The sequence below is a fragment of the Achromobacter sp. RTa genome (genome assembly GCF_000757485.1).
Lineage (GTDB): Bacteria > Pseudomonadota > Gammaproteobacteria > Burkholderiales > Burkholderiaceae_B > Achromobacter.
Window position 1 is genome coordinate 21113 of record NZ_JPYO01000023.1, and the last position, 25102, is coordinate 46214.

The window sequence follows — 25102 nt, forward strand, 5'->3', positions numbered from 1 at the left end:
CAATGGAAAAGTGGAATCGGTCAGGCGACCTGCTGGCCGGCCAGGCGGGCCAGTTCGGCGTCGTCGGGCATTTTGCCGTCGAACCAGATACTGGCGCACACGGCGGACATGGCGCGGCCGTCGTGGCCGATGCCCGGCACGACCTGCAGCTTCCAGCCGAACGGCACGCCGCGGCGCTCCGCTTCCTTGCGCCCGAATTCGAAGTAGTTCTGCGCGCGCGCAAAGCGGTGCGGGCCCTGGCGCATGGCGGCGGGCTCCGACGGCAGGTTGGGGTCGTCGGTGGCGATGTCCTGGTCGCCCGCCAGGATGGTCATCGGGTAGGCCAGGAGCTTGACCAGGTGGCTTTCGGTCAGGCCGACGCCGTCCATGCCTTCGGGGAAGGGATGGTCGAAGGTCGGCAGCGTGTACCAGCCGGGATTGCCCGCGGCCACGGCCTTGAAGGGCGCGTGCGACTGGCTGCTCATCAGGCGGTGCACGAACTGGCCGCCCGCCGAGTGGCCGAACAGGTATACGTTCTGGCCGTCGGTGATCTCGGCGGCGATCAGGTCCTCGATGACCCGGCCCACGAGCGCGTAGGTCCAGCCGTCGACGTGGCGCGGATTGCCGCCGGCCGAGAACACGCGGCCGTTGTTGTAGCTTTCCACACCGGGCCAGATCTCGTTGGAGAAGGTCAGCGCCACGATCAGCAGCTTGTGCTTGTCGGCGGCTTCCACCCAGAAATCGCGGTATTCGTCGCCGTTGCGCAGCACGCCGTGCTGCACGATGACGACGGGCCGGTCCGGCGTGTAGCCGTAGGGACGGTAGGTCTGCAGCTTGAAGGGGCGGTCGGAATTGCGGTCCTCGTCCACATACAGGATCGCGTTGCGGCCGGCGTGGCCCAATTCGATGGCGATGCGGTCGACGTTGGACATTTCGGAGGGTTTCATCAGGCGTTCGCCTCGTTCAGGTGGCAGGCCGACCAGTGGCCAGCCGAGATTTCTTTCAGCTCCGGCGCCTGTTCGCGGCAGCGCGGCATGGCGTGGGGGCAGCGGGGATTGAAGGTACAGCCCGGCGGCGGATTCAGCGGCGACGGGATTTCGCCCTTGATCGGCGTGAATTTGCGGCCGCGGCGGCCCACGTCCGGCACTTCGGCCATGAGGGCCTGGGTGTAGGGGTGGTTGGCGCGCGCGAAGATCTCGGCCGACGTGGAGATTTCCACGATCTTGCCCAGATACATGATCGCCACGCGGTCCGAGATGTGCTTGACCACGCCCAGGTCGTGGCTGATGAACAGGTAGGTGAAGCCGTGCTGCTCGCGCAGGTCCATGAACAGGTTGATCACCTGCGCCTGGATCGACACGTCCAACGCTGCCACGGGCTCGTCACAGACCAGGAACTTCGGAGCCACCATCAGCGCGCGGGCGATGCCGATGCGCTGGCGCTGGCCGCCCGAGATCTGGTGCGGGAATCGGTCGCGGTACTCGGGGTCCAGGCCCACTTCCTTCAGCGCCTGGTCGATGCGCGCGGGAATCTGGGCGGCGGGCGCCAGCTTGTGGACCTTGAGCGATTCGCCCAGGATCTGGCGCAGGCGCTGGCGCGGGTTCAGCGAGGCCTGCGGGTCCTGGAAGATCATCTGCACGCCGAGCGTGTAGGCCAGCTTGTCGGCGCCGCGCAGGCGGCGCGCCTCCTGGCCCTGATACAGCAACTGGCCTTCGGTCTGGCCATGCAGGCCGGCGACGACGCGGCCCAGCGTGGACTTGCCGCAGCCGGACTCGCCGACCAGGCCCACGACTTCGCCGCGCTTGATGGACAGGTCCACGCCGTTGACCGCGTATACGGTGCGGCGGTCGATGGGGCGGCCCGTCAGGGCCAGGATGCGCTGGGCCAGGTCGGGTCGCTGTTCGAAGCGCTTGTGGACGTTCTTGAGCTCGATGACGGGGGTATCGGCTTGGCTCATACCGGCTGGGCCTCGCGGGTAATCGGCACGTAGCAGCGGTAGTTGCGCGCGCCTTCGGTGGTGACGGTGGGGGCTTGTTCGGTGCAACGCGTGACCGCGCTGGTGCAGCGCGGGCGGAACGGACAGCCCGAGGGACGGCCGGCGAGGCTGGGCGCCATGCCGTTGATCTGGTGCAGGCGCGCGCCGGGCTGGGTGGCGCCGGGCATCGAGTCCAGCAGACCGCGGGTGTAGGGGTGGCGCGGCGCGTCCAGCACCTGCTCGACCGGGCCGCTTTCGACGATGCGGCCGGCGTACATCACGGCCACGCGGTCGGCCAGTTCGGCCACCACGCCCAGGTCGTGAGTGATCCAGATCAGCGCGGTATTGTGCTCGCGGCAGATCTCCTGCATGCGGTAGAGGATCTGGCCCTGGATGGTGACGTCCAGCGCCGTGGTCGGCTCGTCGCAGATGATCAGGTCGGGCTTGTTCAGCATGGCGATCGCGATCGCCACGCGCTGGCGCATGCCGCCCGAGAATTCGTGCGGATAGCTCTTCAGGCGCTTTTCGGGCGAAGGAATGCCGACCATGGCCAGCGCCTCGCGGCAACGTTCCTCGGCTTCGGAGCGCGGCACGTCTTCGTGGGTGAGGATGGCTTCCATCATCTGCTCGCCGATGCGCAGCACCGGATTGAGCGTCATCAGGGGATCCTGGAAGATCATGGCGATGCGGTTGCCGCGGAGCTGGCGCATCTGCTCTTCGCTCAGCTTGCGCAGGTCCGTGCCCTTGAACTTCACTTCGCCATCGACGACCTCTCCCGGTGGATCGATCAGCCCCAGCAGCGAGAAGCCGGTGACGGACTTGCCGGACCCGGACTCGCCCACCAGACCCACGATTTCGCCGCGGCGCACGGTGAGGTCGACGCCGTCCACCGCCAGCCAGGCGCCGGCTTCGGTATGGAATGCGGTGCGCAGGCCGCGCACGTCTAAAAGGATTTCGCTCATGCTCGACGGGGGTCCAGGCTTTCGCGCAGGCGGTCGCCTACGATATTGATGGAGAGGATCAGCACCAGCAGGGCAATGCCCGGGAACAGGCTGATCCAGTAGTCGCCCGACAGCAGGTACTGGAAGCCGTTGGAGATCAACAGGCCCAGCGAGGGTTCGGTGATGGGCACGCCCACGCCCAGGAACGACAGCGTCGCTTCCAGGGCGATGGCGGTGGCGATCTGGATGGTGGCGAACACCATGACGGGGCCCAGGCAGTTGGGCAGCAGGTGGAACAGCATGATGCGCCAGGCCGGGAAGCCCAGGTTGGCGGCGGCTTCCACGTATTCCTTGCGGCGTTCCTGCAGGGCGCGGCTGCGCATGATGCGCGCGTAGTGGCCCCACTGCACCAGCACCAGCGCGAGGATCACCTTGTCGACCCCGCGCCCCAGCACCACCAGCAGCACCAGCGCCACCAGGATGGTCGGAAAGCCCAGGATGAAGTCGACGATGCGCATGAGCACCGTGTCGACCACGCCGCCCACATAGGCGGCCACCAGGCCGATGGCGCCGCCCACGGCGGTGGCGAGCACCACGGCGGACAGGCCCACCATCAGGCTGATGCGCAGGCCATACAGGATGGCGCTGAGCATGTCGCGGCCCTGGTCGTCGGTGCCGAGCCAGGCGATGCTGCCGTCCATCAGCGCCTGGCGCGGCGCCAGGCGGCCGTCCATCAGCGAGAGGTTGGCCAGGTCATATGGGTTCTGCGGCGCGAAGTACGGGGCGAAGACCACCAGGATGATCAGGATGGCCAGGGCGATGGCGGAGCCGCGCACCGTGGGGCGCGCGTGCAGCTTCTTCAGGATGGCGGCGCGCCGGGGCGTCTCGGCCAGGGGCTGGACGGTGCGGGTGCGGCCGGGATTGGGAGATTGAGACATGGCGGATTATTGAGCGGGGGTCACGAGCTGTACGCGCGGATCGAGCGTGGCGTACAGGATGTCCACAACCAGGTTGATGATCACGAAGATCAGGGTGACCAGCATCACGTAGGCCACCACGACCGGACGGTCCAGCTGGTAGACGCTGTCGATGAGCAGCTTGCCCATGCCGGGCCACGCGAACACGGTCTCGGTGATGGTGGAGTAGGCGATGAGGGTGCCGAATTCCATGCCGATCACGGTGACCACGGGGATCAGGATGTTGCGCAGGATGTGGCGGCGCACGATGCGGCCGGGCTTCACGCCCTTGGCTCGGGCGAATTTCACGTAATCCTGGCTGCGGGCCTCCACCACGCCGGAGGCGGTCAGGCGCAGCACCAGCGCGATGTTGGCCAGCGCCAGGTTGATGGCCGGCATGATCAGGTGCGACCAGCCATCGGCCGTCAGGATCGACAGGCGCACTCCCAGCACGGTGACCGTGTCGCCGCGGCCGGTGGCCGGCAGCCAGCCCAGCCACACGGCGAAGAGCAGGATCAGCATCATGCCCTGCCAGAAGTTCGGCAGGGAAAAGCCCAGCACCGAGGACGCCATGATGCCGCGGCCCAGCGGCTGGTCGCGGTACAGGCCCGCGATCAGCCCCAGGGGAATGCCGAACGCACAGGTCAGCATGATGGCCACGACCACCAGTTCGAACGTCGCGGGGATGCGCTGCACGATCAGTTCGATGGCGGGGATGCCGTGCACGAAGGAGGTGCCCAGATCGCCGTGCAGCGCGCGCCACAGGAACCCTGTGTATTGCTGCCATACCGGCAGGTCCAGGCCCAGGCGGGCGATCATCGCCTCGCGCGCGGCCTGGCTGGCTTCGGGGCTGACCAGCAGTTCGATCGGATCGCCCACGGCATAGACCGCGAAGAAGACCACGACCGATACGGCCAGCAGCACGAACAGACTCTGGATCAGTCTGCGTAGGATGAACAAGGCCACGTGATGATTTCCTTGGTGGGCTCAGGGTTTGCGGGCGCCGGATGCTTACTTGGCGGGCTTGGCCGACATGGCCAGGGTGTACTGGTCTGCCCGGCCTTCGTACGTCAGCCCTTTGCGGAACGCCCAGATGCTGCTTTCGAAATGCAAGGGAACGCTGGGCAGGTCGGCCAGCGCAAGGGTCAGGGACTCCTGCAGCAGCTTGGCCCGCTCAGCCGGGTCCACGGTGACGATGGCGCGCTTGAACACACGGTCGAACTCGGGGTTGTCATAACCGCCGTAGTTGCTGGTGCCCAGGCCGTGCTCTTTGTCGAACGCGGTAACCCAGTATTGTAGGAAAGACGAGGCTTCGCCGGTTTCGGAGGACCAGCCGCCCATGGCGAAGCTGAATTCGCGTTTGGCCCGCTTGGGGAAATACACGGAGCGCGTCATGGCGTCCACGGTGGTCTTGATGCCCACGCGCGACAGGTATTGCGCCACCGCCTGCGAGATCTGCGCGTCGTTGATGTAGCGGTCGTTGGTGGACGAGACGGTCAGCTCGAAGCCGTTCGGGTAGCCGGCCTCGGCCAGCAGCTTCTTGGCGCCTTCGGGGTCGTACTTCAATTCGGGCGGATGGGGCAGGGTGCCGAACATGCCGTCCGGCAGGAACTGGTTGGCGGGGGTGGCCGCGCCGTCCATGATGCGGGCCGCGATGGTCTTGCGGTCGATCGCCATGGAGATGGCGCGGCGCACGCGCACGTCCTGCAGCGGATTCTTGCCATCCGGCGCCTTGACGGTGGGGCTGGGGCTGCGCGCCACGTCGAACTGGAAATACACCACGCGCACCGAAGGCGTGATGACGTAGCCGAAGCCGGGGGTTTCGGAAATGCGCTTCACGTCGCGCGCCGCGGGATTCTCGATCAGGTCGAAGTCGCCCGCGAGCAGGCCCGTCAGGCGCGGGCCGGCCGCGGGCACCGGAACCAGCCTGACGCTTGCCCAGGCCGGCTTGTCGCCCCAGTAGGCGTCATTGCGCGTAAGCTCGATGCCGGTGCCCTTGACGTAGGACTTCAGCGTGTACGGCCCGGTGCCGATCACGTCGCGGCCGGTATTGAAGTCGGCCACGGTGGGCCAGGCGCCGGTCACGCCGCATTCGGTCTTCAGGTCGAAACTGATCGGGCCGTGTTCCACGATGCCGTTCCACAGCATGGACATGCGGGTCAGGTCGTTGGGCAGCAGCGGGTAGGGGCGGCGGGTCTTGATCACCAGCTTGTTTCCGTCGCGCACCTGCACGTCGGCGAACTTCTGGACCACGGCTGGATACGAGCCGCCGATGGACTGTTCGTTGTTCATCACGCGGCAGAAGGTGAAGATGACGTCCTGCGGCGTGAAGGGCTGGCCGTTGGAGAACTTGACGCCATCGCGCAGCGTGAACTCCCAGGTCGTGTCGTCCACCGGCTTCCAGGCCGTGGCCAGCCGGGGAATCAGGTTCATCTTGGCGTCCTGCCCCACCAGGGTCTCGAACAGGTGCGAGGTCATCGCATCGTTGGGCGTGGCCTGGTGGTAGTGGGGATCCATCGAGGTCGGCTCGGAGGACAGGCCGATCTTCAAGGTGCCGGGCGCGCCCTGGGCCAGGGCCGCGGGCGCGCAGGCGGCCAGCGTACAGGCGGTGAGGATGCTGCGATAGAAGGTCTGGGCGGACATGGTTTTTCCCTTGCTGTCTCGATTCTTGTGTGGCGGCGGCCCGCCGCGCGGGCGCCCCGTTGCGTCAGGCGATGGCCTGGGCCAGGCGGACGACGGTGACGCCGGGCCGCAGATTGGCGGTGGATGGCATGATCAGCACGCAGTCGTCATAGGGGGTGACGACGGCCTCGCCTTCGGACCAGCCGATCACGGTGCCGGCCTCGGCCAGCGTTTCCAGGCCCTTCCAGGGCTCGGCGAAGCGGAAGTCGGCGCTCTTGGCGGCGACCGCGTGCGTGACCCGCAAGGCGCGCTGCGAGGGCGCGCCGGGGGCGAACCAGGCTGCGGGCAAGTCGCCACGGTCCACGGCGCCGGAGGCCACGAGGAAACGCGCCATCTGGTCGATGGCCACGCCGCGCGCCTCGGGCGCGCCATGGAAGCCGCATTCGATCAGCAGGGAGCGGGTGCCGTTGTCGCCGGATTCGCCGAAGCGGCCATAGTCGCGCATCCGCACGCCCGCTGCATGGCCGGCGTCGGCAATGACGGTGGCGGGATTGCCCAGCGCCAGGGCCAGGTCGATATTGCGCTGTTCCAGGCCGGTCAGCTGCAGCGGCACGTCGGAATTGCTCATCGAATGGAAGTCCAGCAGCCAGTCGGCCTGTTCCACCCACGGGCGGAGCTCGGCCGCCCGGCGGCGTTCCTGGCTGGACGGCGCGCCCAGCTTGTCCTCGCTCCAGACGCGGTTCATGTCTTCGTCGACGAAGCGCGCGGGAGCGTAGTTGGCCGCGTCGAAGCGGTCGAAGGCGGCCAGATTGCAGAACGCCAGCGTCAACGAGCCGCGGCGCGGGCGCAGGCCGGCCGCCAGCGCCTCCTTCAGGGCCCAGGCTCCGCAGAGTTCGTTACCGTGGATCAGGGCGCTCAGCATGACTTGCTTGCCCGGCACCCCCGAATCGAAATGCCAGACGCCCGGCGTATCCGTGTTGCCCACGCGCTCGGCGGACAAGTCCGGACAGGCGAGAAGAAAAGGGCGCGGGATGGACGCGGGGGCGGGCGTAGGCATGGGGACTCCGATGAAGCGACGGGATTGTATAGGCGATGGCGCGTGGACGGCGGCTAGGCGCCGGCAGGGGCGTGCGCCACGGCGCGGCGGGCGCTGGAAATGGCTGCTAACACGGGTTTTCCCTTATTTTTAGAGCGCATCACGGTGCGCTGCCTTCGAGTATTTGGCGAATTCTAGGAGCTTGGCAGCTTTCTCTACAATTAGAATATTTATCTGGAGCTTTGCGGAAAAAGCAAAGCTCGTTTCATCGGTCCACGCGGGCCACAAGGGTAGGACGTGCACGGCATTGCCTTGAAATACTTTCTGGAGGTTGCCCAGGCTGGCAGCCTGAGCGGCGCTTCCGAGCGCCTGCATGTGGCGGTCTCGGCCATCAGCCGGCAGATCGCCAAGCTGGAGGAAGAGGCAGGGGCGCCCCTGTTCGAACGCACGGCCCGCGGCATGGTCCTGAGCGAGGCGGGCCAACTGCTGCTGGCGCATGCCCGGCGCACCATGCTCGAGGCCGAGTCGGTGCTTCAGGAGATCGCGGCCGCCAAGGGCACCGCGCGCAACGAGATCCGGGTGGCGTCCGTAGAGGGCGTGGCGCGGATTTTCCTGCCCTCGGTGATGGCGCGCTTCCGCCGCGATTGGCCGAACATTCGCTTCGACCTGCACGTGGGCTCGCCCGCCGAGGTCAGCCGGCGGGTGGCGGAAGGCAGCGTGGAACTGGGCATGGCTTTCATTGCCGAGCGCATCAGCGGCGTCAGTCCGCGCTATTCGCGCCGCGCGCCGGTGCATGCGGTGATGGCGGCCGACCACCCCCTGGCCGGCCGCGCGAGCGTCAGCCTGCAGGACCTCAGCCAGTATCCGCTGGCGCTGACCGGACCCGGCACCACCACGCGGCAGCTCTTCGAAATGGGCTGCGCCCTGGAGTCGGTGCAGCTGGAGCCGGCGTTGACCTGCAACGATTCCTCTCCCCTGCATGGCTTCGTGTTCGGGTCGGACGCCATCATGCTCAGCGGCTATATCTCGGTGGCTTGGAGCCTGCGGCGCGACGAGCTGATCGCCGTGCCGATTTCCAACGCCGAGCTGCAATCTCGCACCTTGCAGATCCAGGTCATGCCGGGCCGGGTGCTGCCGCCGGCGGCGGAGGCATTCGTCGAACTGCTGTCCAGCGAGCTGGACCGGGCGCTGCAAGGCGGGGCGGCCGCATAAAAGGAAGGAGAAGAGGGGTGCCCCCACGCTGCGCGCACTTCGTGCGCTTGCTGCCCCCCAAGGGGGCTTTTTTCCTTGGGGCGGCCCGGCGGAAAAGGAGCCCCCACGCTGCGCGCACTTCGTGCGCTTGCTGCCCCCCAAGGGGGCTCTTTTCCTTGGGGCGGCCCGGCGGAAAAGGAGCCCCCACGCTGCGCGCACTTCGTGCGCTTGCTGCCCCCCAAGGGGGGCTTTTTTCCTTGGGGCGGCCCGGCGGAAAAAGGAGCCCCCGCTGCGCGCACTTCGTACGCTTGCTGCCGCCCAAGAAAAAAACGGCTGCGCGAGGCAGCCGTTTTTCGTTCAGGCGGACCTGATCACTTCTTGTCGGGCGTGACCGAGGTGGCCAGCGTGTACTGGTCGCGGCGGCCTTCGTAGGTGATGCCCTTGCGGAAGGCCCAGATGCTGCTTTCGAAATGCAGCGGGATCAGCGGCACGTTGTCCAGCGCGATCTGGGTGGATTGCTGCAGCAGCTTTTCGCGCTTGGGCGCGTCCACCGTCACGATGGCCTCTTTGTAGACCTTGTCGAAGTCGGCGTTGCTGAAGCCGCCGTAGTTGCTGGTGCCCAGGCTCTTGGGGGAATCCAGGGAAGCCACCCACAGCTGGAACAGCGCCGACGCTTCACCCGTTTCCGCCGGCCAGCCGCCCATCGAGAAGCTGAACTCGCGCTTGGCGCGCTTGGGGAAGTAGATGGAGGCCGTCATGGCGTCCACGTTGGTCTTGATGCCGACGCGGGCCAGATACTGGGCCACGGCTTGCGCCACCTGGCCGTCGTTGACGTAGCGGTCGTTGGTGGACGACAGCGTCAGTTCAAAGCCGTTCGGGTAGCCGGCCTCGGCCAGCAGCTTCTTGGCGCCTTCGGGGTCGTACTTGATTTCCGGAGCCTTGGGCAGCGCGCCGAACATGCCGTCGGGCATGTACTGGTAGGCCGGAGTGGCCATGCCGTCCATGATGCGGGCGGTGATGGCCTTGCGGTCGATCGCCATGGAAATCGCCTTGCGCACGCGCAGGTCCTGCAGCGGGTTCTTGCCGTCGGCGCTCTTGACGAAGGGGCTCGGATTGCGGCCCACGTCCGGCTGGAAGAACACCAGGCGGGTAGACGGAGTGGCCACGAAGCCGAACTTGGGGTTGTCCTTCAGGCGGGGCAGGTCGCGGGCGGCCGGGTTCTCGATCATGTCGAAGTCGCCGGACAGCAGGCCGGTCAGGCGCGGGCCGGCGGCGGGCACCGGCACGAACTTCACTTCCTTCCAGTACGGCTTGGGACCCCAGTAGTTCTCGTTGCGGACGAGTTCGATGCCGGTGCCCTTGACGTAGGACTTCAGGGTGTACGGGCCGGTGCCGATGGAGTCCTTGCCGTTGTTGAAGTCGGCGACGGTGGGCCAGGCGCCGGTAACGCCGCAACCCTTCTTGGGGTCGAACGTGAGCTTGCCGTGCTCGACGATGCCGTTCCAGATGATGGGCAGCGAGCGGGCCAGTTCGGCGGGCATCAGCGGGAAGGGCTCGCCGGTCTTGATGATGACGGTGTGCGCGTCCGGCGTCTGGACGTCGGTGATGCGCTTCGTCATGTCCATGTAGGACTGCGACACGTTGGTTTCGTTGTTCAGCGTGCGGCAGATCGTGAACAGCACGTCCTCGGACGTGAACGGCTTGCCGTTGGAGAACTTGACGTCGTCGCGCAGCTTGAATTCCCAGGTCGTGTCGTCCAGGGTCTTCCAGGAGGTGGCCAGCGCCGGCACCAGCTTCATATCGGCGCTGCGGCCCACCAGCGAGCTATAGACGTGCGCGGAGAACGCGTCGTTCTGCGTCATCTTGTGATAGTGGGGATCCGCCGAGGTGGGTTCGGCCGACAGGCCGATCTTCAGCGTCTGGGCCTGGGCGGCGGCCAAGGGAATGGCGGCGGCCGCGAGGGCCAGGGTGGTGCGCAACTTCATGGTGACAACTCCGGATGGGGAACGAACCGGATCGTGCTTGCGTGTGAACTGCCTGCGCCGGCCGGATAGGCGGGGCCGCTCGGAAAGGGCTCAGGGAGTTTTGGCGCCAGGCACGACGGCAAGGGGCCGATTATCGGTAGGGGCTTCGCGCGCTGTCAATGCGGAACGGCGAACGGGGCGCTAGGGAAAACGCCGAGAAGGGGGAGGGAAAGAGGGCGTCGCGGGGCCCCGGGTAGGGGGCCTGCGCGGCGCGATGACGTTCCGGTGAGGGTCGGAAACGCCAGTGATCCGCCGCAAGGGGCGCCGGCAGGCCGGCGGGCGTTGCGGCGGTGGCGCGCCAGGCTGGATCGCGGGAGATCGGTCGCGATTCAGTCCAGCGCGGCAGGGCTTACCACTGCGAGCCGGAGAAGCGCGAGCTGGCGGCGCGTGCCTTGTTCATCGAATCATTCACTTCGTCGATGAAGGCAAAGACGGCGGCAACGGCTGCGATCACGGCTTGGCCGGCCTTCTTCAGGCTGGTCAGCGGGTGGGCATTCGGTTGGTTTTCGAGGGCGCCGCGGAGCAGGTCACGCTCCAGCGCGTCGGTCAGGCGGGCAGTGTGGTTCAGGGTCAGTTCGCTCATGGCTTTCTCCAGTCCGTTTCGTCATGGGGTAAACCATTATAGGGATAACCCTAGGATAAAAGCAACGCCTTTTCTAGGGTAAACCCTAGGATGTTGTAAAAATGTTTATTTGACGGGCACTTAGGGGCGTGCGGGGCCATTTTTCCCCTGGGAACCGGCGCCCGGGGCCCCATTGCGCAGCCCGCGCGCGGCATCGGCCAGCTCCCCCGCGGTCAGGCCGATGGGCCCGATGCCCCGGGACACCAGCGCATCCGCCGCCGCCCCGTGCAGCCAGACCGCGCCGGACACGGCCTGGTCCAGGGGCAGCTTCTGCGCGATCAAGGAACCGAGCATGCCGGCCAGCACGTCGCCGGTCCCGGCGGTGGCCAGCCCGGGGTTGCCGCTGGTGTTGATACGCAGCTCGCCCTCCGGCGAGCAGACTACGGTGCCGGCGCCCTTCAGCACGATCCAGGCCTGATAGCGCCGGGCCAGTTCCCGGGCCGCTTCCGTCCGGTCCGCCTGGACGTCCGCCGCGCCGGCGCCCAGCAGGCGCCCGGCCTCCGCAGGGTGCGGGGTCAGCACGACCGGCCCCGCGCCCCAGCTGGGCTGGATCTCTCCCCGGGCCAGCAGGTTCAGGCCGTCGGCGTCCAGCACCAGCGGCGATCCGCGGCGCAGCACGAACAATTCGGAAAGCACATTGGCGGCCAGGATGCCCGTGCCTATGCCGCAGCCCGCCACCCACGCGGTGACGCCCCAGTCTTCCTCCAGCAAGGAGCGGGCGTCGCGCAGCATCAGCTCGGGCTGCAGCGGGTCGCAGGCCATGGGCGGGGTTTCCTGGGCGAAGCCGACCAGCACCTTGCCCGCGCCGGTCTTCAGGGCCGCCCGGGCGGCAAGCAGGGCCGCGCCGGTCATGCCCGGGCCGCCGCCCACCACGCCGACAGTGCCGAAACTGCCCTTGTGCGTGTCCGCCCCACGGGGGGCGAACAGCGCAGGCAGGGCGGCTTGGTCGATCTGGCCGCCAGCGGGCGGGACGGGGGTGTTCATGGGCTGAGGCTCCGGGAGGGATGGGCATGGCTCGGTTGGCCGTATCCACTATAGTGCGCCGAGATGGGCCGGCCCGGAAGAACCGGCTTTCGGCCCGCCACATCGAAAAGACTATGCGGAGAAGACAATGAGCGACATTACGCTGGAACACTATTCGGCCTACGAGGCCCTGAAGCTGCGCCGACATCCGGGCGGCGTGCTGGAACTGATCATGGGCGCCAAGGGCGGCCTGCCGGGCAAGCTGTCCACGGCCGACGACCGCATGCACCGCGAACTGGCCGACATCTGGCGCGACATCGATACCGATCCGGATACTCGGGTGGTGGTGATCCGCGGCGAGGGCAAGGGCTTCTCGGGCGGGGGCGACCTGGATCTGGTGCAGCAGATGGCGGACGATTTCGATGTGCGCGCCCGCGTCTGGCGCGAGGCCCGCGACCTGGTCTACAACATCATCAATTGCAACAAGCCCATCGTGTCGGCCATGCACGGTGCGGCGGTGGGCGCGGGGCTGGTGGCCGGCCTGCTGGCCGACATTTCGATCGCCGCCCGCGATGCCCGCATCATCGACGGCCACACCCGCCTGGGCGTGACGGCAGGCGACCACGCCGCCATCGTCTGGCCGCTGCTGTGCGGCATGGCCAAGGCCAAGTATTACCTGATGCTGTGCGAAACCGTCACGGGCGAGGAGGCCGAGCGCATCGGGCTGGTGTCCCTGTGCGTGGACGAGGCTGAACTCATCGGCCGGGCTTTCGAAGTGGCCAACAAATTGGCCGCGGGTTCCCAGACCGCCATCCGCTGGACCAAGTACTCGCTCAACAACTGGCTGCGCATGGCGGGGCCCAGCTTCGATACCTCGCTGGCCCTGGAATTCATGGGCTTCGGCGGCCCGGACGTGCGCGAAGGGATCCAGTCCCTGCGCGAGCGCCGCGCGCCGAATTTCCGGCCCGATTCGCCGTTCTGAAGGGGAAGGGTTTCTGGCTGATGTTGCCGTGGCGGCTGCTTGATGGGTTACGCGCGCTGGATGTCAGGGTTCTTGCCTGTAATCCCTCGCGCTTTACTCATCCTACTTCTTGAAGAATTTCGCGAACGCCGCCTGCGCTTCTTCTGTCTGCAGGCGGGCGCGGAACTGCTGGGCTTCGTAGTCGAGCGTTTCCTGGATTGCCTGGCGGTCAGGGCGACGCAGCATCGCCTTGGTCAGGCGCAGGGCGGCGGGCGGCTGCCCCGCCAGATCGGCGGCGGTGGCCTGCGCGGCCGCCAGCGCCTGACCGGTGGGCGTGATCGAGGTGGCCAGCCCGGCGTCGACGGCTTCCCGGGCCGAGAACGCCTTGCCCTGCAATAGCCATTCGGCGGCGCGGCGGGCGCCGGCGAGCCGCGGCATCAGCAGGCTGGACGCGCCTTCGGGGCAGAGCCCCAGCGCCACGAACGGCATACGCAGCGTGGCGCCTTCCCCAATGTGGACAAAATCGCAATGCTGCAGCAGGGTCACGCCGATGCCGATGGCATAGCCCTCGACCGCGGCGATGACCGGCACGTCCGTCGTCGTGAGGGCCCGCAGAAAGCTCATCCCCGCGCTGTCGCCGGCGCCGCGCTCGGCCTGGAAATCGCGCAGGTCATTGCCCGCCGTGAAGTGCGCGCCCGCGCCCGTCAGGATCACCGCGGCCAGCGTCTGGTCGGCGCTGGCCAGGGCGAGCTGTTCGGTCAGCGCGGCATAGGTGGCGACGTCCAGCGCATTGCGGCGGTCGGGACGGTCTATCGTCAGCGTCAGGACCGCGCCGTCGCGGCCGACTTTCAGCCCGCCGCTCATGCGAAGGACCTGCCGTCCAGGCGGGCCTTGGCGTCCGCGTATTCCGTGCGCAGCGCATCGACGATCTGGCGCGTCGGAAGGACGCTGCCGATGCCGCCCACGCCCTGGCCCGCGCCCCAGATGTCCTTCCAGGGCTTGACCCGGGTGGAGCCGAAGTTCGAGGCGCCGCTCTCCGGCTGCGGCAGATTGGCCGGGTCCAGGCCGGCGGCGGCGATGCTGGCCTTCAGGTAGTTGCCCGGGATGCCGGTGAAGAACGGCGTATAGAGGATGTCCGAGGCGCTGGCGTCCACGATGGCGGATTTGTAGCCTTCGCTGGCGTTGGCTTCTTCGCTGGCGATGAAGCGCGTGCCCATATAGGCGAAGTCCGCGCCCATGGCCAGCGCGGCCAGGACGTGCGCGCCGGAGGTGATGGCGCCCGACAGGATCAGCGGGCCGTCATAGAAGCGGCGCACTTCCGCCACCAGGGCGAAGGGGCTGAGCGTGCCCGCGTGCCCGCCCGCGCCGGCGCACACCAGGATCAGGCCGTCCACGCCGGCTTCCAGCGCCTTCTCGGCGTGGCGCAGGGTGGTCACGTCGTGGAAGACCTTGCCGCCCCAATCGTGCACGCCCTTGACCAGGTCGCCGGGGGCGCGCAGGCTGGTGATGATCAGCGGCACGCGGTGGCTGGCGCACACCGACAGGTCGTGCTCCAGGCGGTCGTTGGACTGGTGGATGATCTGGTTGACCGCGAACGGCGCAACGGTCGCGCCGGGATGGGCCTCGCGGTGCGAAGCCAGGCCGGCCTGGACCTCATCCAGCCAATCGGAGAGCAGGCTCTGCGGACGCGCGTTCAGCGCCGGAAACGAGCCCACGATGCCGCTGGTGCACTGTGCGACCACGAGCTTCGGGTTGGACACGATGAACATGGGGGCGCAGATGACCGGGAGGGACATCTGGCCATACAAATCAGTCACGAGAGAGTGGGGCATGGGCGTCGTCGCGAAAAAAGGTCCCAAGAGGGCTTGAGCATCGTTGGCGGGTGTGCCTATAATTATCTACCGACCGTCCGGTAATTAATTAATCTTTATTAAACGGCATGCGCCGAAGCGCTGTCAATGGAGGTTCGTTCGAACCCCTGGCAACGCAGGCGCCGCCGGTCAAAGGCAGCCATGGCGACCTCCGCCCCTCCCGCCCAGAAACGCGCCCGCGCCGGCCGGCCGCCCTCGTTGGCGGCGCCGCGCGAACGCATCCTGGAAGAAGCCGCCAAGCTGTTCGCCCGCAGCGGCTACGACGGCAGCTCCGTGTCGGACCTTGCCGCGGCCATCGGGGTGTCCAAGGCGGCCATCTACCACTACTACACCACCAAGCAGGACATCTACGACGCGATCATCCTGGGCGTGCTCAGCGGGCTGACGCAGACCGTGGGCCAGGAGGTGGCCCGGGCCGAGGGCGGAGCCGCCCGGCTGCGCGCCTTCATGGTGGGGCATGCGCGCTACTTCGAGCAGCACCATGCCGAATTCGTCACCATGCTGATCGGCTATTCCGGCATGGCGCTGCCCGAGCGCGAAGACGCCGCCCGGCTGCGCGACGGCTACGAGCAGCGCCTGCGCGAGCTGATCGCCCAGGGCGTCGCCGAGGGCGCGTTCCGGCCGCTGGACGTGTCCGCCACCGGCCGCGCCGTGCTGTCCATGCTGAACTGGATGGTGCGCTGGTACAAGCCCGGCCAGGGCGACAGCGCCGAAAGCATCGCCGCCGGCTACTTCGATTTACTGGTTGGCGGCATGCGCGCCTGAACGCGCCGCCCCAGCCTTCATCCTGTGAGACTTCCATCATGGCCCTCGACACCGAAACCCTGAACCTGCTGCTGGACGCCGTGCGCCGCTTCGTGCACGAGCGCCTGATCCCCGCCGAAGACGAACTGGCCGAAAAGGGCCAGGTGCCGCCCGACATCGTCGCTGAAATGCGCGACCTGGGGCTCTTCGGCCTGTCCATTTCGCCGGACTACGGCGGCCTGGGCCTGACCATGGAAGAGGAAGTGCGCGTGGTCTTCGAGCTGGGGCAGACTTCACCCGCGTTCCGCTCGCTGGCGGGCACCAACATCGGCATCGGCTCGCAGGCCATCGTGCTGGCCGGAACGGACGAGCAGCGCAGCCGTTACCTGCCCAAGCTTGCCAGCGGCGAGCTGATCGGCTCCTTCGCGCTGACCGAGCCGGATGCGGGTTCGGACGCGATGGCGCTGCGCCTGTCCGCCGCGCGCGACGGCGACGGCTATGTGCTCAATGGCACCAAGCGCTTCATCACCAACGCGCCGATCGCCGGCCTGTTCTCGGTCATGGCGCGTACCGCGCCCGAGCGCCGCGCCAGCTCCATTTCGTGTTTCCTGGTCGAAGCCGGCACGCCCGGCCTGATCATCGGCAAGCCCGACAAGAAAATGGGCCAGGCCGGCGCCTTGACCAGCGACGTGGTGTTCGACAATTGCCGCGTACCGGCAAGCGCGCTGCTGGGCGGCGAGGAAGGCAATGGCTTCCGGACGTCGATGCGCGTGCTGGACAAAGGCCGCCTGCATATCTCCGCGCTGTGCGTCGGCATTGCCGACCGCCTGCTGCGCGACGCCGTGAAATACGCCCTGGAGCGCAAGCAGTTCGGCCAGCCCATCGCCGAGTTCCAGCTGGTCCAGGCCATGATCGCCGACAGCCAGGCCGAGCTTTATGCGGCCCGCTGCATGGTGCTGGACGCCGCCCGCATGCGCGACCGCGGCGAGAACACCACCATGCAGGCCGCCTGCTGCAAACTGTACGCGACCGAGATGGTGGGCCGCGTCGCGGACCGCGCGGTGCAGATCCACGGCGGTTCGGGCTATATGTCCGAATACGCGGTGGAACGCTTCTACCGCGACGTGCGCCTGTTCCGCATTTTCGAGGGAACCTCGCAGATCCAGCAGCTCGTGATCGCCCGCGAAACGATCAAGGCGCATTCCTGAGCGCGCGTCCGGGCTAATATCCAGCTTGACCTACGGTGATCCGGTCCGGCTTGCGCGCAACCGCAGGCCGGACGTTCTCATTTCTCTTCTAGCGAAAAGATTACAGATGTCGCAACGTCCCGCTCCCCTAACCGGCATACGTGTGCTCGACCTGACCCGCGTCCTGGCCGGCCCCTGGTGCACCCAGAACCTCGCCGATCTCGGCGCCGAGGTGATCAAGATCGAACGGCCCGGCTCGGGCGACGACACGCGGGCCTGGGGGCCTCCGTACCTGAAGGACGAGGAGGGCAACGACACCAGCGAGGCCGCCTACTACCTGTCGGCCAACCGCAACAAGCTGTCCGTGGCGCTGGACATCGCCTCGCCCCGCGGCGCCGAGCTCGTGCGCGAACTGGCCCTGCAGAGCGACATCCTGGTGGAAAACTTCAAGGTGGGCGGCCTTTCCAAGTACGGGCTGGACTACGAAAGCCTGAAGGAAATCAATCCGCGCCTGATCTACTGCTCCATCACGGGCTTCGGCCAGACAGGCCCGTACGCCAGCCGCCCGGGCTATGACTTCATGATCCAGGGCATGGGCGGCCTGATGAGCATCACCGGCGAACGCGACGACCTGCCCGGCGGCGGTCCGCAGAAGGCCGGCGTCGCCGTGGCCGACCTGATGACCGGCATGTATTCCACGGTGGGCATCCTGGCCGCGCTGCACGAGCGCTCCCGCAGCGGCCAGGGCCAGCACATCGACATGGCGCTGCTGGATTGCCAGGTGGCCATGCTGGCCAACCAGAACCTCAATTACATGACTTCGGGCGTGGCGCCCAGGCGCGCCGGCAACGCGCACCAGAACCTGGTGCCCTACCAGGTGTTCGCGGCCAGCGACGGCCACCTGATCGTGGCCGTGGGCAACGACAGCCAGTTCCGCAATTACTGCGGCGCGATCGGCCTGCCGGAGCTGTCGGCGGATCCGCGCTTTTCGACCAATCCGCAGCGCGTGAAGAACCGCGCGGAACTGGTGCCGCTACTGGCCGAGCGCATGGCCACCGGCGAGCGCGACCACTGGCTTGCCGCCCTGGAAGGCGTGGGCGTTCCCGCCGGGCCCATCAATACGCTGGACCAGGTGTACGAGGATCCCCACGTCCTGGCCCGCGGCATGAAACGCGAGCTGCCCCATCCGGCCGCGGGCAAGGTGCCGATGGCGTCCAGCCCGCTGAAGTTCTCCGGCAGCCCGGTCGAATACCGCCGTCCGCCGCCCATGCTGGGCGAGCACACGGGGCAGGTCCTGTCCGAGCGGCTGGGGCTGTCGGCCGAAGAAATACAGGCGCTGGCGCAAAGCCGCCCCTGAGTCCGATCCAAAATATAGGCAATAGGCAGGAGAGTGTTGATGACGGAGATTCAAACCATCGGCGTCGTGGGCGCCGGGGCCATGGGGCGGGGTATCGCGCAGATCGCGGCGCAAGCCGGGCTGCGCGTGCGCCTGTACGACACCAGCGCCGAGGCCGTGGCCGCGGCGCGCGAGTCGTTGCGCCAGACCTGGGAGAAGCTGGCCCAGAAAGGCAAGCTGAGCGCCGCGGACGCGCAGGCCGCGCTTGAGCGGGTGGAATCCGCCACCGCCCTGACGGACATGTCGGGCTGCCAGCTGGTGGTCGAGGCCATCGTCGAGCGGCTGGACGTCAAGCGCGACCTGTTCGCCGCGCTGGAAGGCGTGGTGTCCGAGGACTGCATCCTGGCGTCGAATACGTCGTCGCTGTCCATCACCGCCATTGCGGCCGCCTGCAAGCGCCCGCAGCGCGTGGCGGGTTACCACTTCTTCAACCCGGTCGCGCTGATGAAGGTGGTGGAAGTCATCGACGGCCTGCGCAGCGCGCCCGAGGTGGGCGACGCGCTGGCCGTGCTGGCCCGCCGCATGGGCCACACGCCCGTGCGCGCCAAGGACATGCCCGGCTTCATCGTGAACCATGCCGGCCGCGGCATGAATACCGAAGGCCTGCGCGTGGCGCAGGAGGCCGTGGCCACTTTCGCCCAGGTGGACGCCGTCATGCGCGAGCAGGCCGGCTTCCGCATGGGCCCGTTCGAACTGCTGGACCTGACGGCGCTGGACGTGTCCCACCCCGTCATGGAATCCATCTACCGCCAGTTCTTCGACGAGCCGCGCTTCCGTCCGTCACCCATCACTACCGTGCGCCTGGCCGGCGGGCTGATCGGCCGCAAGGCCGGCGAAGGCTTCTACGTCTACGCCGACGGCCAGAAGCAGGTGCCGGCCGAACCGCCCGCGCCGGCGCTGCCTGCCAACCTGAAGGTCTGGGTCAGCCCCAAGCACGCAGAGGGTTACTCGCGCGCCACGGCGCTGCTCGAGAAGCTGGGCGCCACGCTGGTGACCGGTTCCGTGCCCGACGCCGACGCCCTGATCGTCGTCACGCCGTTCGGCGACGACGTCTCCACGACGGTTTCCGCCCAGGGCCTGAATGCGGCGCGCACCGTCGGCCTGGACACGCTGTACGCCTTCGACGCCGCCAAGCGCCGCACGATCATGGTGTCGCCCGCCACTGAAACGAAATGGCGCGACGCCGCCCATGCGCTGCTGGCCGCCGATGGCGTGCCGGTGACGGTGATCCAGGATTCGCCGGGCTTCATCGCGCAGCGCATCGTGGCCACCATCGTCAACATCGCCAGCGACATCGCGCAGCAGCAGATCGCCACGCCCGAAGACATCGACCTGGCGGTTACGCTGGGCCTGGGCTACCCGACAGGCCCGCTGGCGCTGGGCGACAAGCTGGGCGCCGACCGCATCCTGGAAATCCTGAAGAGCATGCAGCGCGTGACCGGCGACCCCCGCTACCGCCCCAGCCTGTGGCTGCAGCGCCGCGTGCAGCTAGGCATGTCCCTGACGAAAGCCTGAACCCTTACGGCCCCGGCCGTCCCAAAGAAAAGCCCCTCGAATTTGCATTCGAGGGGCTTTTTGCTTGCGCGGCGCGCCGGCTTACTTGGCGGCGTTCACCATGTATTGCACGGCGGCGCGGATGTCGTCTTCGGAGGCATCGGCCGCGCCGCCCTTTGGCGGCATGGGCGGCTTGCCTTGCATGGCCACCTTCACCATGGCGTCCATGCCGGTCTTGATGTAGGGCTCCCAGGCGGCCTTGTCGCCGAACTTGGGGGCGTTGGCCACGCCGGTGGCGTGGCAGGCAAAGCAGACGCTCTTGTAGAGCTTTTCGCCGGCCGGGTTGACGGCTGCGGCGGCTTGCGGGGCGGCAGCGGCGGGAGCCGGGGCTTGCGCGGCCGGAGCCGGCGCGGCCGCGGGCGCCGGAGCAGCGGCCGGCGCGGGCGCGGAGGCTGCAGCTGCTGCGGGAGCCGCCGGGGCGGCTTCGGCTTCCTTCTTGTCGCCTTCCGCGGCCGGGGCGGCCGGTTCGGGCAGCGAGCCCCCCGACTTGTTGGCCATATAGACCACGGCGCGCGCGACTTCGTAGTCGGACAGGGCGGGGTTGCCGCCCTTGGCCGGCATGCCGCCCTTGCCGTGCAGCGCCACGTTCAGCATTGCGTCGTAGCCGGCCTTGATGAAGGGCGCCCATGCGCCGCTATCGCCGACCTTGGGGGCGCCCGCCACGCCGGCGGTGTGACAGGCCGTACAGACGGCTGCGAACACCTGTTCACCGGTCTTGAAGACCTTGGGGGCGTTGGCGTCGACAAGCTCGAAACCCGCTACCGGGGCGATGCGCTTGGCGATGGCTTCGTTGGAGAGGGTGTCTGAACCGGCCCCTACCTTGGAACCCGAGGCCACCATGTTCACCAGGAGGATGATGATGGCGATGGGAACCACGAAAGCCAGTACGACCGTGACGATCAGTTGCTTCGGGGTCTTGATGGGGGAGGAGTGCTCTTCTATGTGTTCCTGCTCGTTGCTCATGACCAAATCCTGCTAACGGGTACCGGGGGCGCCTGGCGGCGGCAACAGAAAATCAGTACTGCACAAGTAGGCGGCGATGACGGCCCGCCTTGCAAGCAAACGCTGGATTATATAACGGTGTCATAGACAGGGGGTCATTGCAACCGACGGGGTTTTCGCTGAGTTTCACGGAAGATTCGCCCAGCTTCATGCAGTTCCCCGAAAACTAGGTACAATACCGCCTCCTTGCACTGCGCCCGTAGTTCAATGGATAGAATGAGAGTTTCCGAAGCTCTTGATACAGGTTCGATTCCTGTCGGGCGCGCCATCAAATCAAGGACTTACGTTTTTCCGGGGCCACTTTTGGGCTCAAAGCGCGCGAATTTACGTGAGTTCTTTGGTGTTCAATTAAGGCTCCCGAGCAGGCAAACGCTCGGCATATAGGGCCGCCATCTTCGCTTTTTTTCCGCTGGTTGGATTGCCGTCAATCCATTTGTCTACGTGACGTGATGTCTATGTCGCGGGGCTCTCTGTCTACATGGCGTGACAACTCGTAGGCAAGGCGGGCTGCGGGCTCCCCGCGATTCAGAGCGCTTAACAAAACCTCTCGACGTACCTCCAACACCGTGGTCGTCAGGAGGCGCCACGGGCGATCGTCGAGACGATGCAACACTTTGGCCCTTCGAGCCGTCATCACGCGGTTAGAACAGCCGGTCACAATCGCCCATTCTTATCAGTCGTCTTCAGCGAAATGGCGACGCACCGTTCAACGAAAGCAACCCGGTCCAGTCCGGGCCTGTGCACGCCCGCGCGCCAGGCGCCGCCATCTTGTCGGTCGGTGCGCCGTGTGCGTGAAATATAAGGATCCACGATGCGCAGCACCCGTGCCACATCCCATGACGTGTCCCGCCGACCGAGCATGGCCGCCTGGTGGTGCCGCTTGCGCGCGATGTCGCGGGGGTTGCTGGGGCTGGGGCTGATCGCGGCGCAGGCGCCGCCGGTCCAAGCCCAGACCGTGCCGCAACATTGGGCGAGTTATGCGCAGTTGGCCAGTAGCCAATTCCAGGCATGGCTGAGCGATCCCAATAACGAAGCCGTGGTGCGCCTGCACGAAAAAATGCAGGGCCGCCTGTTGAACAGTACCTCATCGACGCCGCCGGAGCCGCTGGTGGTGCGAGTATGGGTGGCGGCGAACGGCAAGGTGCATCGCGTGGAGTTCGCGAGCCTGGGCGATGCGCAGGCCGATGCCGACCTGCACGGGGTATTGACGGCACAGCCGTTGTCAGAGCCGCCGCCGCGCGATATGCGCCAGCCGATGGCACTGCGTTTGAACCTGGAATACCCCTCCTGAGGTGCGGCTTCCTGGGATGTCAGGGGCGGGGCGGACGCTGCGGCTGGGCCGACGCGCCGAAGGTATTGCCCATGCGATTGGACGTCGCCGCGCGATTGACCTGGCCGATCTGGTTGCCGGGACGCGAGAAGATTTCTTCGGACGCCAGGGCGGGGTTGTCGCGCGGTGCGCTCGGCGCTGGCGCCATCTGGGCGTTGAGGCACTCGTACGACAGGGCGCGATGGCCGTTGACTTCGACATCGACGCAGGCGGAATCGGCAGGCTTTCGGGGCGAGGCGGCATGCTGCGCGGCGGCCGCCACGGGCAGGGCCAGGCCAAGCAGCAGTAACCATTTGGGCCTAAGGGCAACGGACATGAGACGGCTCCTTCAGTGCTACCGAGCGCGAACACAGTGTAGTGTTACCTGCTGCGGCGTGCCGTGAAAGATTCATGTCATGCGCCGGCTGCAAGATGTTGCATCCTTTTACCGCGCCCCTGTTTTGTCGATGTCAGCGCTTGGGCAATCCCTCTTTTTCCTCTGCTCCCGCCATCCATGCGCGTGGTCTGGTTGTTGACGATGACGGTCATGCTGTGGGCGGCTGGGGCGTCGGCATGGGCGCAAGCGTCGGCCGAGACGCACGTGTTCGATCTGCCGGCCCTGCCGTTGGAGCAAGCCTTGCGGCGTTATGGAGAAATCACGAGGCTGTCTATTTTCTTTGACACCGAGCAGGTGCGCGGCAAACGCAGTCCGTCCGTTCGGGGTCGTTATACCCGGACCGAGGCTTTGAGCCGTTTGTTGAAAGGCACGCAGATGCGCGCGCAGTCCGTTTCTTCGGACGTGGTCACGGTCGTGCCTTTGGAGGCCGAGGCGCCCACGCCGGATCGAGGCAATGTGCTGGCGCTGTCCTACGACGGATACCTGCAGCAAAGCATCATGCATGTGCTGTGCGCGCAGCCTGGCTTGCAGGCCGACCGTCAACGCATCGCGTTGCGCTTCTCCATCAATAAGGATCGTCGCGTCGAAGACCTGCGCGTGCGTGTCCAGGCGCGGCCCGAGATGGAGCCTGTCGTGCGCCAGGCCCTGTCGCAGGCGCGCTTACGTCCGCCGCCGGCCGGCCTGGCGCAACCCATGGTCCTGCTGGTGTCGCCGCAGGCCGCCGCCCGATGGGGAGGCTGCCAGCGATGAGCAGGAAGGGAGTGGAGCGCCTGCAGCAGCTGATCACGCAGGGTTACGACGCTTTGCGCCGGCAAGTGGCCTACCGCCTCGGGAACTCGTCGGACATGGCTTCGGACGCGTTGCACGAAGCCTATGTGCGTCTGGCGTCGCAGGACAATCTCGACGAGGTGCGCCACCCGCACACCTATCTGGTCAATACCGCCGTCAATGTGGCGATCGACCGCATCCGCAGCGATGCCCGCCTGTTGGGCGACGATGAGATCGAGGCCGTGTTCGAGCAGGCGCGCGGCGCGCAGCCGGGGCTGGATAGCGACCTGGCTGCGCGCCAGCGCCTGGACACGGCGATGCGGGCGCTGCAGGACATGCCACCGCGCCAGAGCGCCTTGCTGATCGCACATCGCGTCCACGGCGAAGATACCGAAAGCCTGGCGCGCCGCTGGGGCATCTCGGCGCGCATGGTGCGCCGCGAGATCCAGACTGCCGCTCAAACCTGCATGGCCGCCATGGAGGCTCGCGATGTTCCGAAGAAAACCCGATGACCGGTTCCGGTTTTGCGCCGTCAATCGTCTGGTCTGTTGATAGCACTAATTTTTGAACAATGAACAAGGCCTTCATGGCGACCGAACTCAACGCTCCAGACGATGACGTCCTGCGTCAGGCGCGCGCGTGGGTGGTATTGCTCAAGACCGGGCAGCCGACCACGCACGATCTGGAAGCCCTGAAGGCCTGGTGCGCGCAAAGCGCCGGGCACGCCCGCGCCTGGTCGCAGGCCGCGCATGAATGGCAGGCCGTCGAGACCGCTGCGCAGCGCGTTCCGCAGGCCCAGCCTGCGCGTAAGGTCCATGGTTTCGCGGGGGCGCGCGTCGGGCGCCGCGCCTTTCTGGGCGGCGCCGTGGCCGCTGGCGCGGCGTATCTGGCCGTGAGCCCGCCCTGGGGGCTGTGGCCATCCTGGTCGGAGTTCAGGGCCGACTACCGTACAGGCGCGGGGGAACAACGCTCGCTGGAGCTGCCGGGCCAGGTGCGCGTCACCCTGAATACTCGCACCAGCATCACCGTGAACGACGCCGCCGCCAGGCCGCGTATCGACTTGATCAGCGGCGAGGCCGCCGTGTCCGCGCCCGCTTGCGACATCGTGGCGGGCGCGGCCAGCGTCAGGCTCGACCACGCCGATATCGAAATGCGCCAGCTGGAAAACGGCCGCGGCGCGTGCGCTGCCAGCGCGGTGCGGCCGAGTTGCGGCATCCGGCCGGCAGGGTGGCGTTGGCGGCGCAACAGGAAGCCTTTTACGACGAAAGACGCGTCGGCCCCGCGACGCCGCTGGCCAAGGCAGCGTCGGCGTCCGCCTGGCGCGAGGGGGTGGTGGTGTTCGATGACCTGCCGCTGGATCAGGCGGTGCAGGAGATCAACCGCTATCGGCCGGGCAGGGTGGTGCTGGTCGACGACGCCTTGGCCGATCGACGGTTCTCGGCGCGCGTGCGGGTAAGCGACTTGGACCAGGCCCTGGAGCTGCTGCGGACGGCGCATCACATCCGTTTGCGCCGCGTGGGTGAGTTGGTGCTGATCGGCTGAGTGTCACAAAAGCCTGTCATGAAAGATTCATGGCTTGGCATTTCCGCGTTTCGCGCGTCGAA

General features: G+C 67.1%; 25 protein-coding genes, 1 tRNA gene and 1 pseudogene. 12 read left to right on the forward strand and 15 right to left on the reverse strand.

What is annotated here, in order from left to right; genetic code table 11:
* Window positions 1-20: 20 nt before the first annotated feature.
* The 7 genes from JL37_RS07740 to JL37_RS07770 all read right to left on the reverse strand — a co-directional run bounded on the left by JL37_RS07740 (window position 21) and on the right by JL37_RS07770 (window position 7530).
* On the reverse strand, window positions 21-926 hold the full coding sequence (locus tag JL37_RS07740) for a prolyl oligopeptidase family serine peptidase (RefSeq protein ID WP_043543092.1): 906 nt from the start codon (window positions 924-926) through the stop codon (window positions 21-23).
* The gene (locus tag JL37_RS07745) at window positions 926-1936 is read right to left on the reverse strand and encodes an ABC transporter ATP-binding protein (protein WP_043543094.1); all 1011 of its coding nucleotides are present in this window, start codon (window positions 1934-1936) and stop codon (window positions 926-928) included. The genes JL37_RS07740 and JL37_RS07745 overlap by 1 nt, the downstream gene beginning before the upstream one ends.
* Entirely contained in the window at window positions 1933-2916 is a 984-nt protein-coding gene (locus tag JL37_RS07750) for an ABC transporter ATP-binding protein (protein ID WP_043543095.1), read from the reverse strand. The genes JL37_RS07745 and JL37_RS07750 overlap by 4 nt, the downstream gene beginning before the upstream one ends.
* Window positions 2913-3833 (reverse strand): ABC transporter permease, encoded by a 921-nt coding sequence (locus JL37_RS07755; RefSeq protein WP_043543097.1) that lies wholly within the window; start codon window positions 3831-3833, stop codon window positions 2913-2915. Before JL37_RS07755 ends, JL37_RS07750 begins: the two co-directional genes overlap by 4 nt.
* Before the next feature lie 6 nt (window positions 3834-3839).
* The gene (locus tag JL37_RS07760; RefSeq protein WP_043543098.1) at window positions 3840-4817 is read right to left on the reverse strand and encodes an ABC transporter permease; all 978 of its coding nucleotides are present in this window, start codon (window positions 4815-4817) and stop codon (window positions 3840-3842) included.
* A 45-nt stretch (window positions 4818-4862) separates the two neighbouring features.
* Entirely contained in the window at window positions 4863-6494 is a 1632-nt protein-coding gene (locus JL37_RS07765) for an ABC transporter substrate-binding protein (RefSeq protein WP_043543099.1), read from the reverse strand.
* Window positions 6495-6558: 64 nt separating this feature from the next.
* Complete coding sequence (locus JL37_RS07770; protein ID WP_043543100.1) at window positions 6559-7530, reverse strand: succinylglutamate desuccinylase/aspartoacylase family protein; 972 nt, start codon at window positions 7528-7530, stop codon at window positions 6559-6561.
* A gap of 276 nt (window positions 7531-7806) precedes the next feature.
* On the opposite strand from JL37_RS07770, the gene JL37_RS07775 reads away from it, so the two are divergent.
* Entirely contained in the window at window positions 7807-8721 is a 915-nt protein-coding gene (locus JL37_RS07775) for a LysR family transcriptional regulator (protein WP_043543101.1), read from the forward strand.
* 350 nt (window positions 8722-9071) lie between these two features.
* Here the strand turns inward: JL37_RS07775 and JL37_RS07780 are convergent, their stop codons facing one another.
* From JL37_RS07780 to JL37_RS07790, 3 genes are all read right to left on the reverse strand, one after another.
* Window positions 9072-10685, reverse strand: coding sequence for an ABC transporter substrate-binding protein (locus tag JL37_RS07780; protein ID WP_043543102.1), 1614 nt, complete (start codon window positions 10683-10685; stop codon window positions 9072-9074).
* Window positions 10686-11073: 388 nt separating this feature from the next.
* Complete coding sequence (locus JL37_RS07785) at window positions 11074-11307, reverse strand: hypothetical protein (RefSeq protein WP_043543104.1); 234 nt, start codon at window positions 11305-11307, stop codon at window positions 11074-11076.
* 120 nt (window positions 11308-11427) lie between these two features.
* Entirely contained in the window at window positions 11428-12330 is a 903-nt protein-coding gene (locus tag JL37_RS07790; RefSeq protein ID WP_052096939.1) for an NAD(P)H-hydrate dehydratase, read from the reverse strand.
* A gap of 127 nt (window positions 12331-12457) precedes the next feature.
* Between JL37_RS07790 and JL37_RS07795 the strand changes: the two genes are divergently transcribed.
* Window positions 12458-13291: an enoyl-CoA hydratase/isomerase family protein gene (locus tag JL37_RS07795; RefSeq protein WP_043543105.1), complete on the forward strand. Its 834-nt coding sequence runs from the start codon at window positions 12458-12460 to the stop codon at window positions 13289-13291.
* Between the two features lie 102 nt (window positions 13292-13393).
* Here JL37_RS07795 and JL37_RS07800 read toward each other — a convergent pair whose 3' ends face one another.
* Both JL37_RS07800 and JL37_RS07805 read right to left on the reverse strand, forming a co-directional pair.
* A complete protein-coding gene (locus JL37_RS07800) occupies window positions 13394-14134 on the reverse strand; it encodes an enoyl-CoA hydratase-related protein (RefSeq protein ID WP_043543106.1) in 741 nt (246 codons plus the stop codon).
* Window positions 14131-15102 carry a nitronate monooxygenase family protein gene (locus JL37_RS07805; RefSeq protein WP_043543107.1) on the reverse strand — a complete coding sequence of 324 codons (972 nt, stop codon included), beginning with the start codon at window positions 15100-15102 and terminating at the stop codon, window positions 14131-14133. The genes JL37_RS07800 and JL37_RS07805 overlap by 4 nt, the downstream gene beginning before the upstream one ends.
* A gap of 180 nt (window positions 15103-15282) precedes the next feature.
* Between JL37_RS07805 and JL37_RS07810 the strand changes: the two genes are divergently transcribed.
* From JL37_RS07810 to JL37_RS07825, 4 genes are all read left to right on the forward strand, one after another.
* Window positions 15283-15906: a TetR/AcrR family transcriptional regulator gene (locus JL37_RS07810; protein ID WP_043543108.1), complete on the forward strand. Its 624-nt coding sequence runs from the start codon at window positions 15283-15285 to the stop codon at window positions 15904-15906.
* A gap of 38 nt (window positions 15907-15944) precedes the next feature.
* Window positions 15945-17093, forward strand: a complete 1149-nt coding sequence (locus tag JL37_RS07815) for an acyl-CoA dehydrogenase family protein (RefSeq protein ID WP_043543110.1) — start codon at window positions 15945-15947, stop codon at window positions 17091-17093.
* A gap of 106 nt (window positions 17094-17199) precedes the next feature.
* Entirely contained in the window at window positions 17200-18429 is a 1230-nt protein-coding gene (locus JL37_RS07820) for a CaiB/BaiF CoA-transferase family protein (RefSeq protein ID WP_043543112.1), read from the forward strand.
* Window positions 18430-18468: 39 nt separating this feature from the next.
* Window positions 18469-19983 (forward strand): 3-hydroxyacyl-CoA dehydrogenase, encoded by a 1515-nt coding sequence (locus tag JL37_RS07825; RefSeq protein WP_043543113.1) that lies wholly within the window; start codon window positions 18469-18471, stop codon window positions 19981-19983.
* Between the two features lie 81 nt (window positions 19984-20064).
* Here JL37_RS07825 and JL37_RS07830 read toward each other — a convergent pair whose 3' ends face one another.
* Window positions 20065-20985 (reverse strand): cytochrome c5 family protein, encoded by a 921-nt coding sequence (locus JL37_RS07830; protein ID WP_043543115.1) that lies wholly within the window; start codon window positions 20983-20985, stop codon window positions 20065-20067.
* A 232-nt stretch (window positions 20986-21217) separates the two neighbouring features.
* On the opposite strand from JL37_RS07830, the gene JL37_RS07835 reads away from it, so the two are divergent.
* Both JL37_RS07835 and JL37_RS07840 read left to right on the forward strand, forming a co-directional pair.
* Window positions 21218-21292, forward strand: a tRNA-Arg gene (locus tag JL37_RS07835).
* Window positions 21293-21835: 543 nt separating this feature from the next.
* A complete protein-coding gene (locus JL37_RS07840) occupies window positions 21836-22315 on the forward strand; it encodes a YbaB/EbfC family DNA-binding protein (RefSeq protein ID WP_156124247.1) in 480 nt (159 codons plus the stop codon).
* Between the two features lie 19 nt (window positions 22316-22334).
* On the opposite strand, the gene JL37_RS07845 is transcribed toward JL37_RS07840, so the two are convergent.
* Both JL37_RS07845 and JL37_RS30985 read right to left on the reverse strand, forming a co-directional pair.
* On the reverse strand, window positions 22335-22670 hold the full coding sequence (locus tag JL37_RS07845) for a hypothetical protein (protein ID WP_043543117.1): 336 nt from the start codon (window positions 22668-22670) through the stop codon (window positions 22335-22337).
* A gap of 77 nt (window positions 22671-22747) precedes the next feature.
* Window positions 22748-22882: a hypothetical protein gene (locus tag JL37_RS30985; protein WP_255352869.1), complete on the reverse strand. Its 135-nt coding sequence runs from the start codon at window positions 22880-22882 to the stop codon at window positions 22748-22750.
* A gap of 52 nt (window positions 22883-22934) precedes the next feature.
* Between JL37_RS30985 and JL37_RS29680 the strand changes: the two genes are divergently transcribed.
* The 4 genes and pseudogenes from JL37_RS29680 (at window position 22935) to JL37_RS30850 (ending at window position 25040) form a co-directional block, all read left to right on the forward strand.
* Window positions 22935-23480, forward strand: a complete 546-nt coding sequence (locus JL37_RS29680; protein ID WP_197064580.1) for an STN domain-containing protein — start codon at window positions 22935-22937, stop codon at window positions 23478-23480.
* On the forward strand, window positions 23477-24010 hold the full coding sequence (locus JL37_RS07855) for an RNA polymerase sigma factor (protein WP_081954997.1): 534 nt from the start codon (window positions 23477-23479) through the stop codon (window positions 24008-24010). The genes JL37_RS29680 and JL37_RS07855 overlap by 4 nt, the downstream gene beginning before the upstream one ends.
* A gap of 74 nt (window positions 24011-24084) precedes the next feature.
* Window positions 24085-24594: pseudogene (locus JL37_RS31045) on the forward strand (DUF4880 domain-containing protein); the annotation flags it as partial.
* 137 nt (window positions 24595-24731) lie between these two features.
* Complete coding sequence (locus JL37_RS30850; protein WP_043543120.1) at window positions 24732-25040, forward strand: FecR domain-containing protein; 309 nt, start codon at window positions 24732-24734, stop codon at window positions 25038-25040.
* The last annotated feature ends 62 nt before the right edge of the window (window positions 25041-25102 follow it).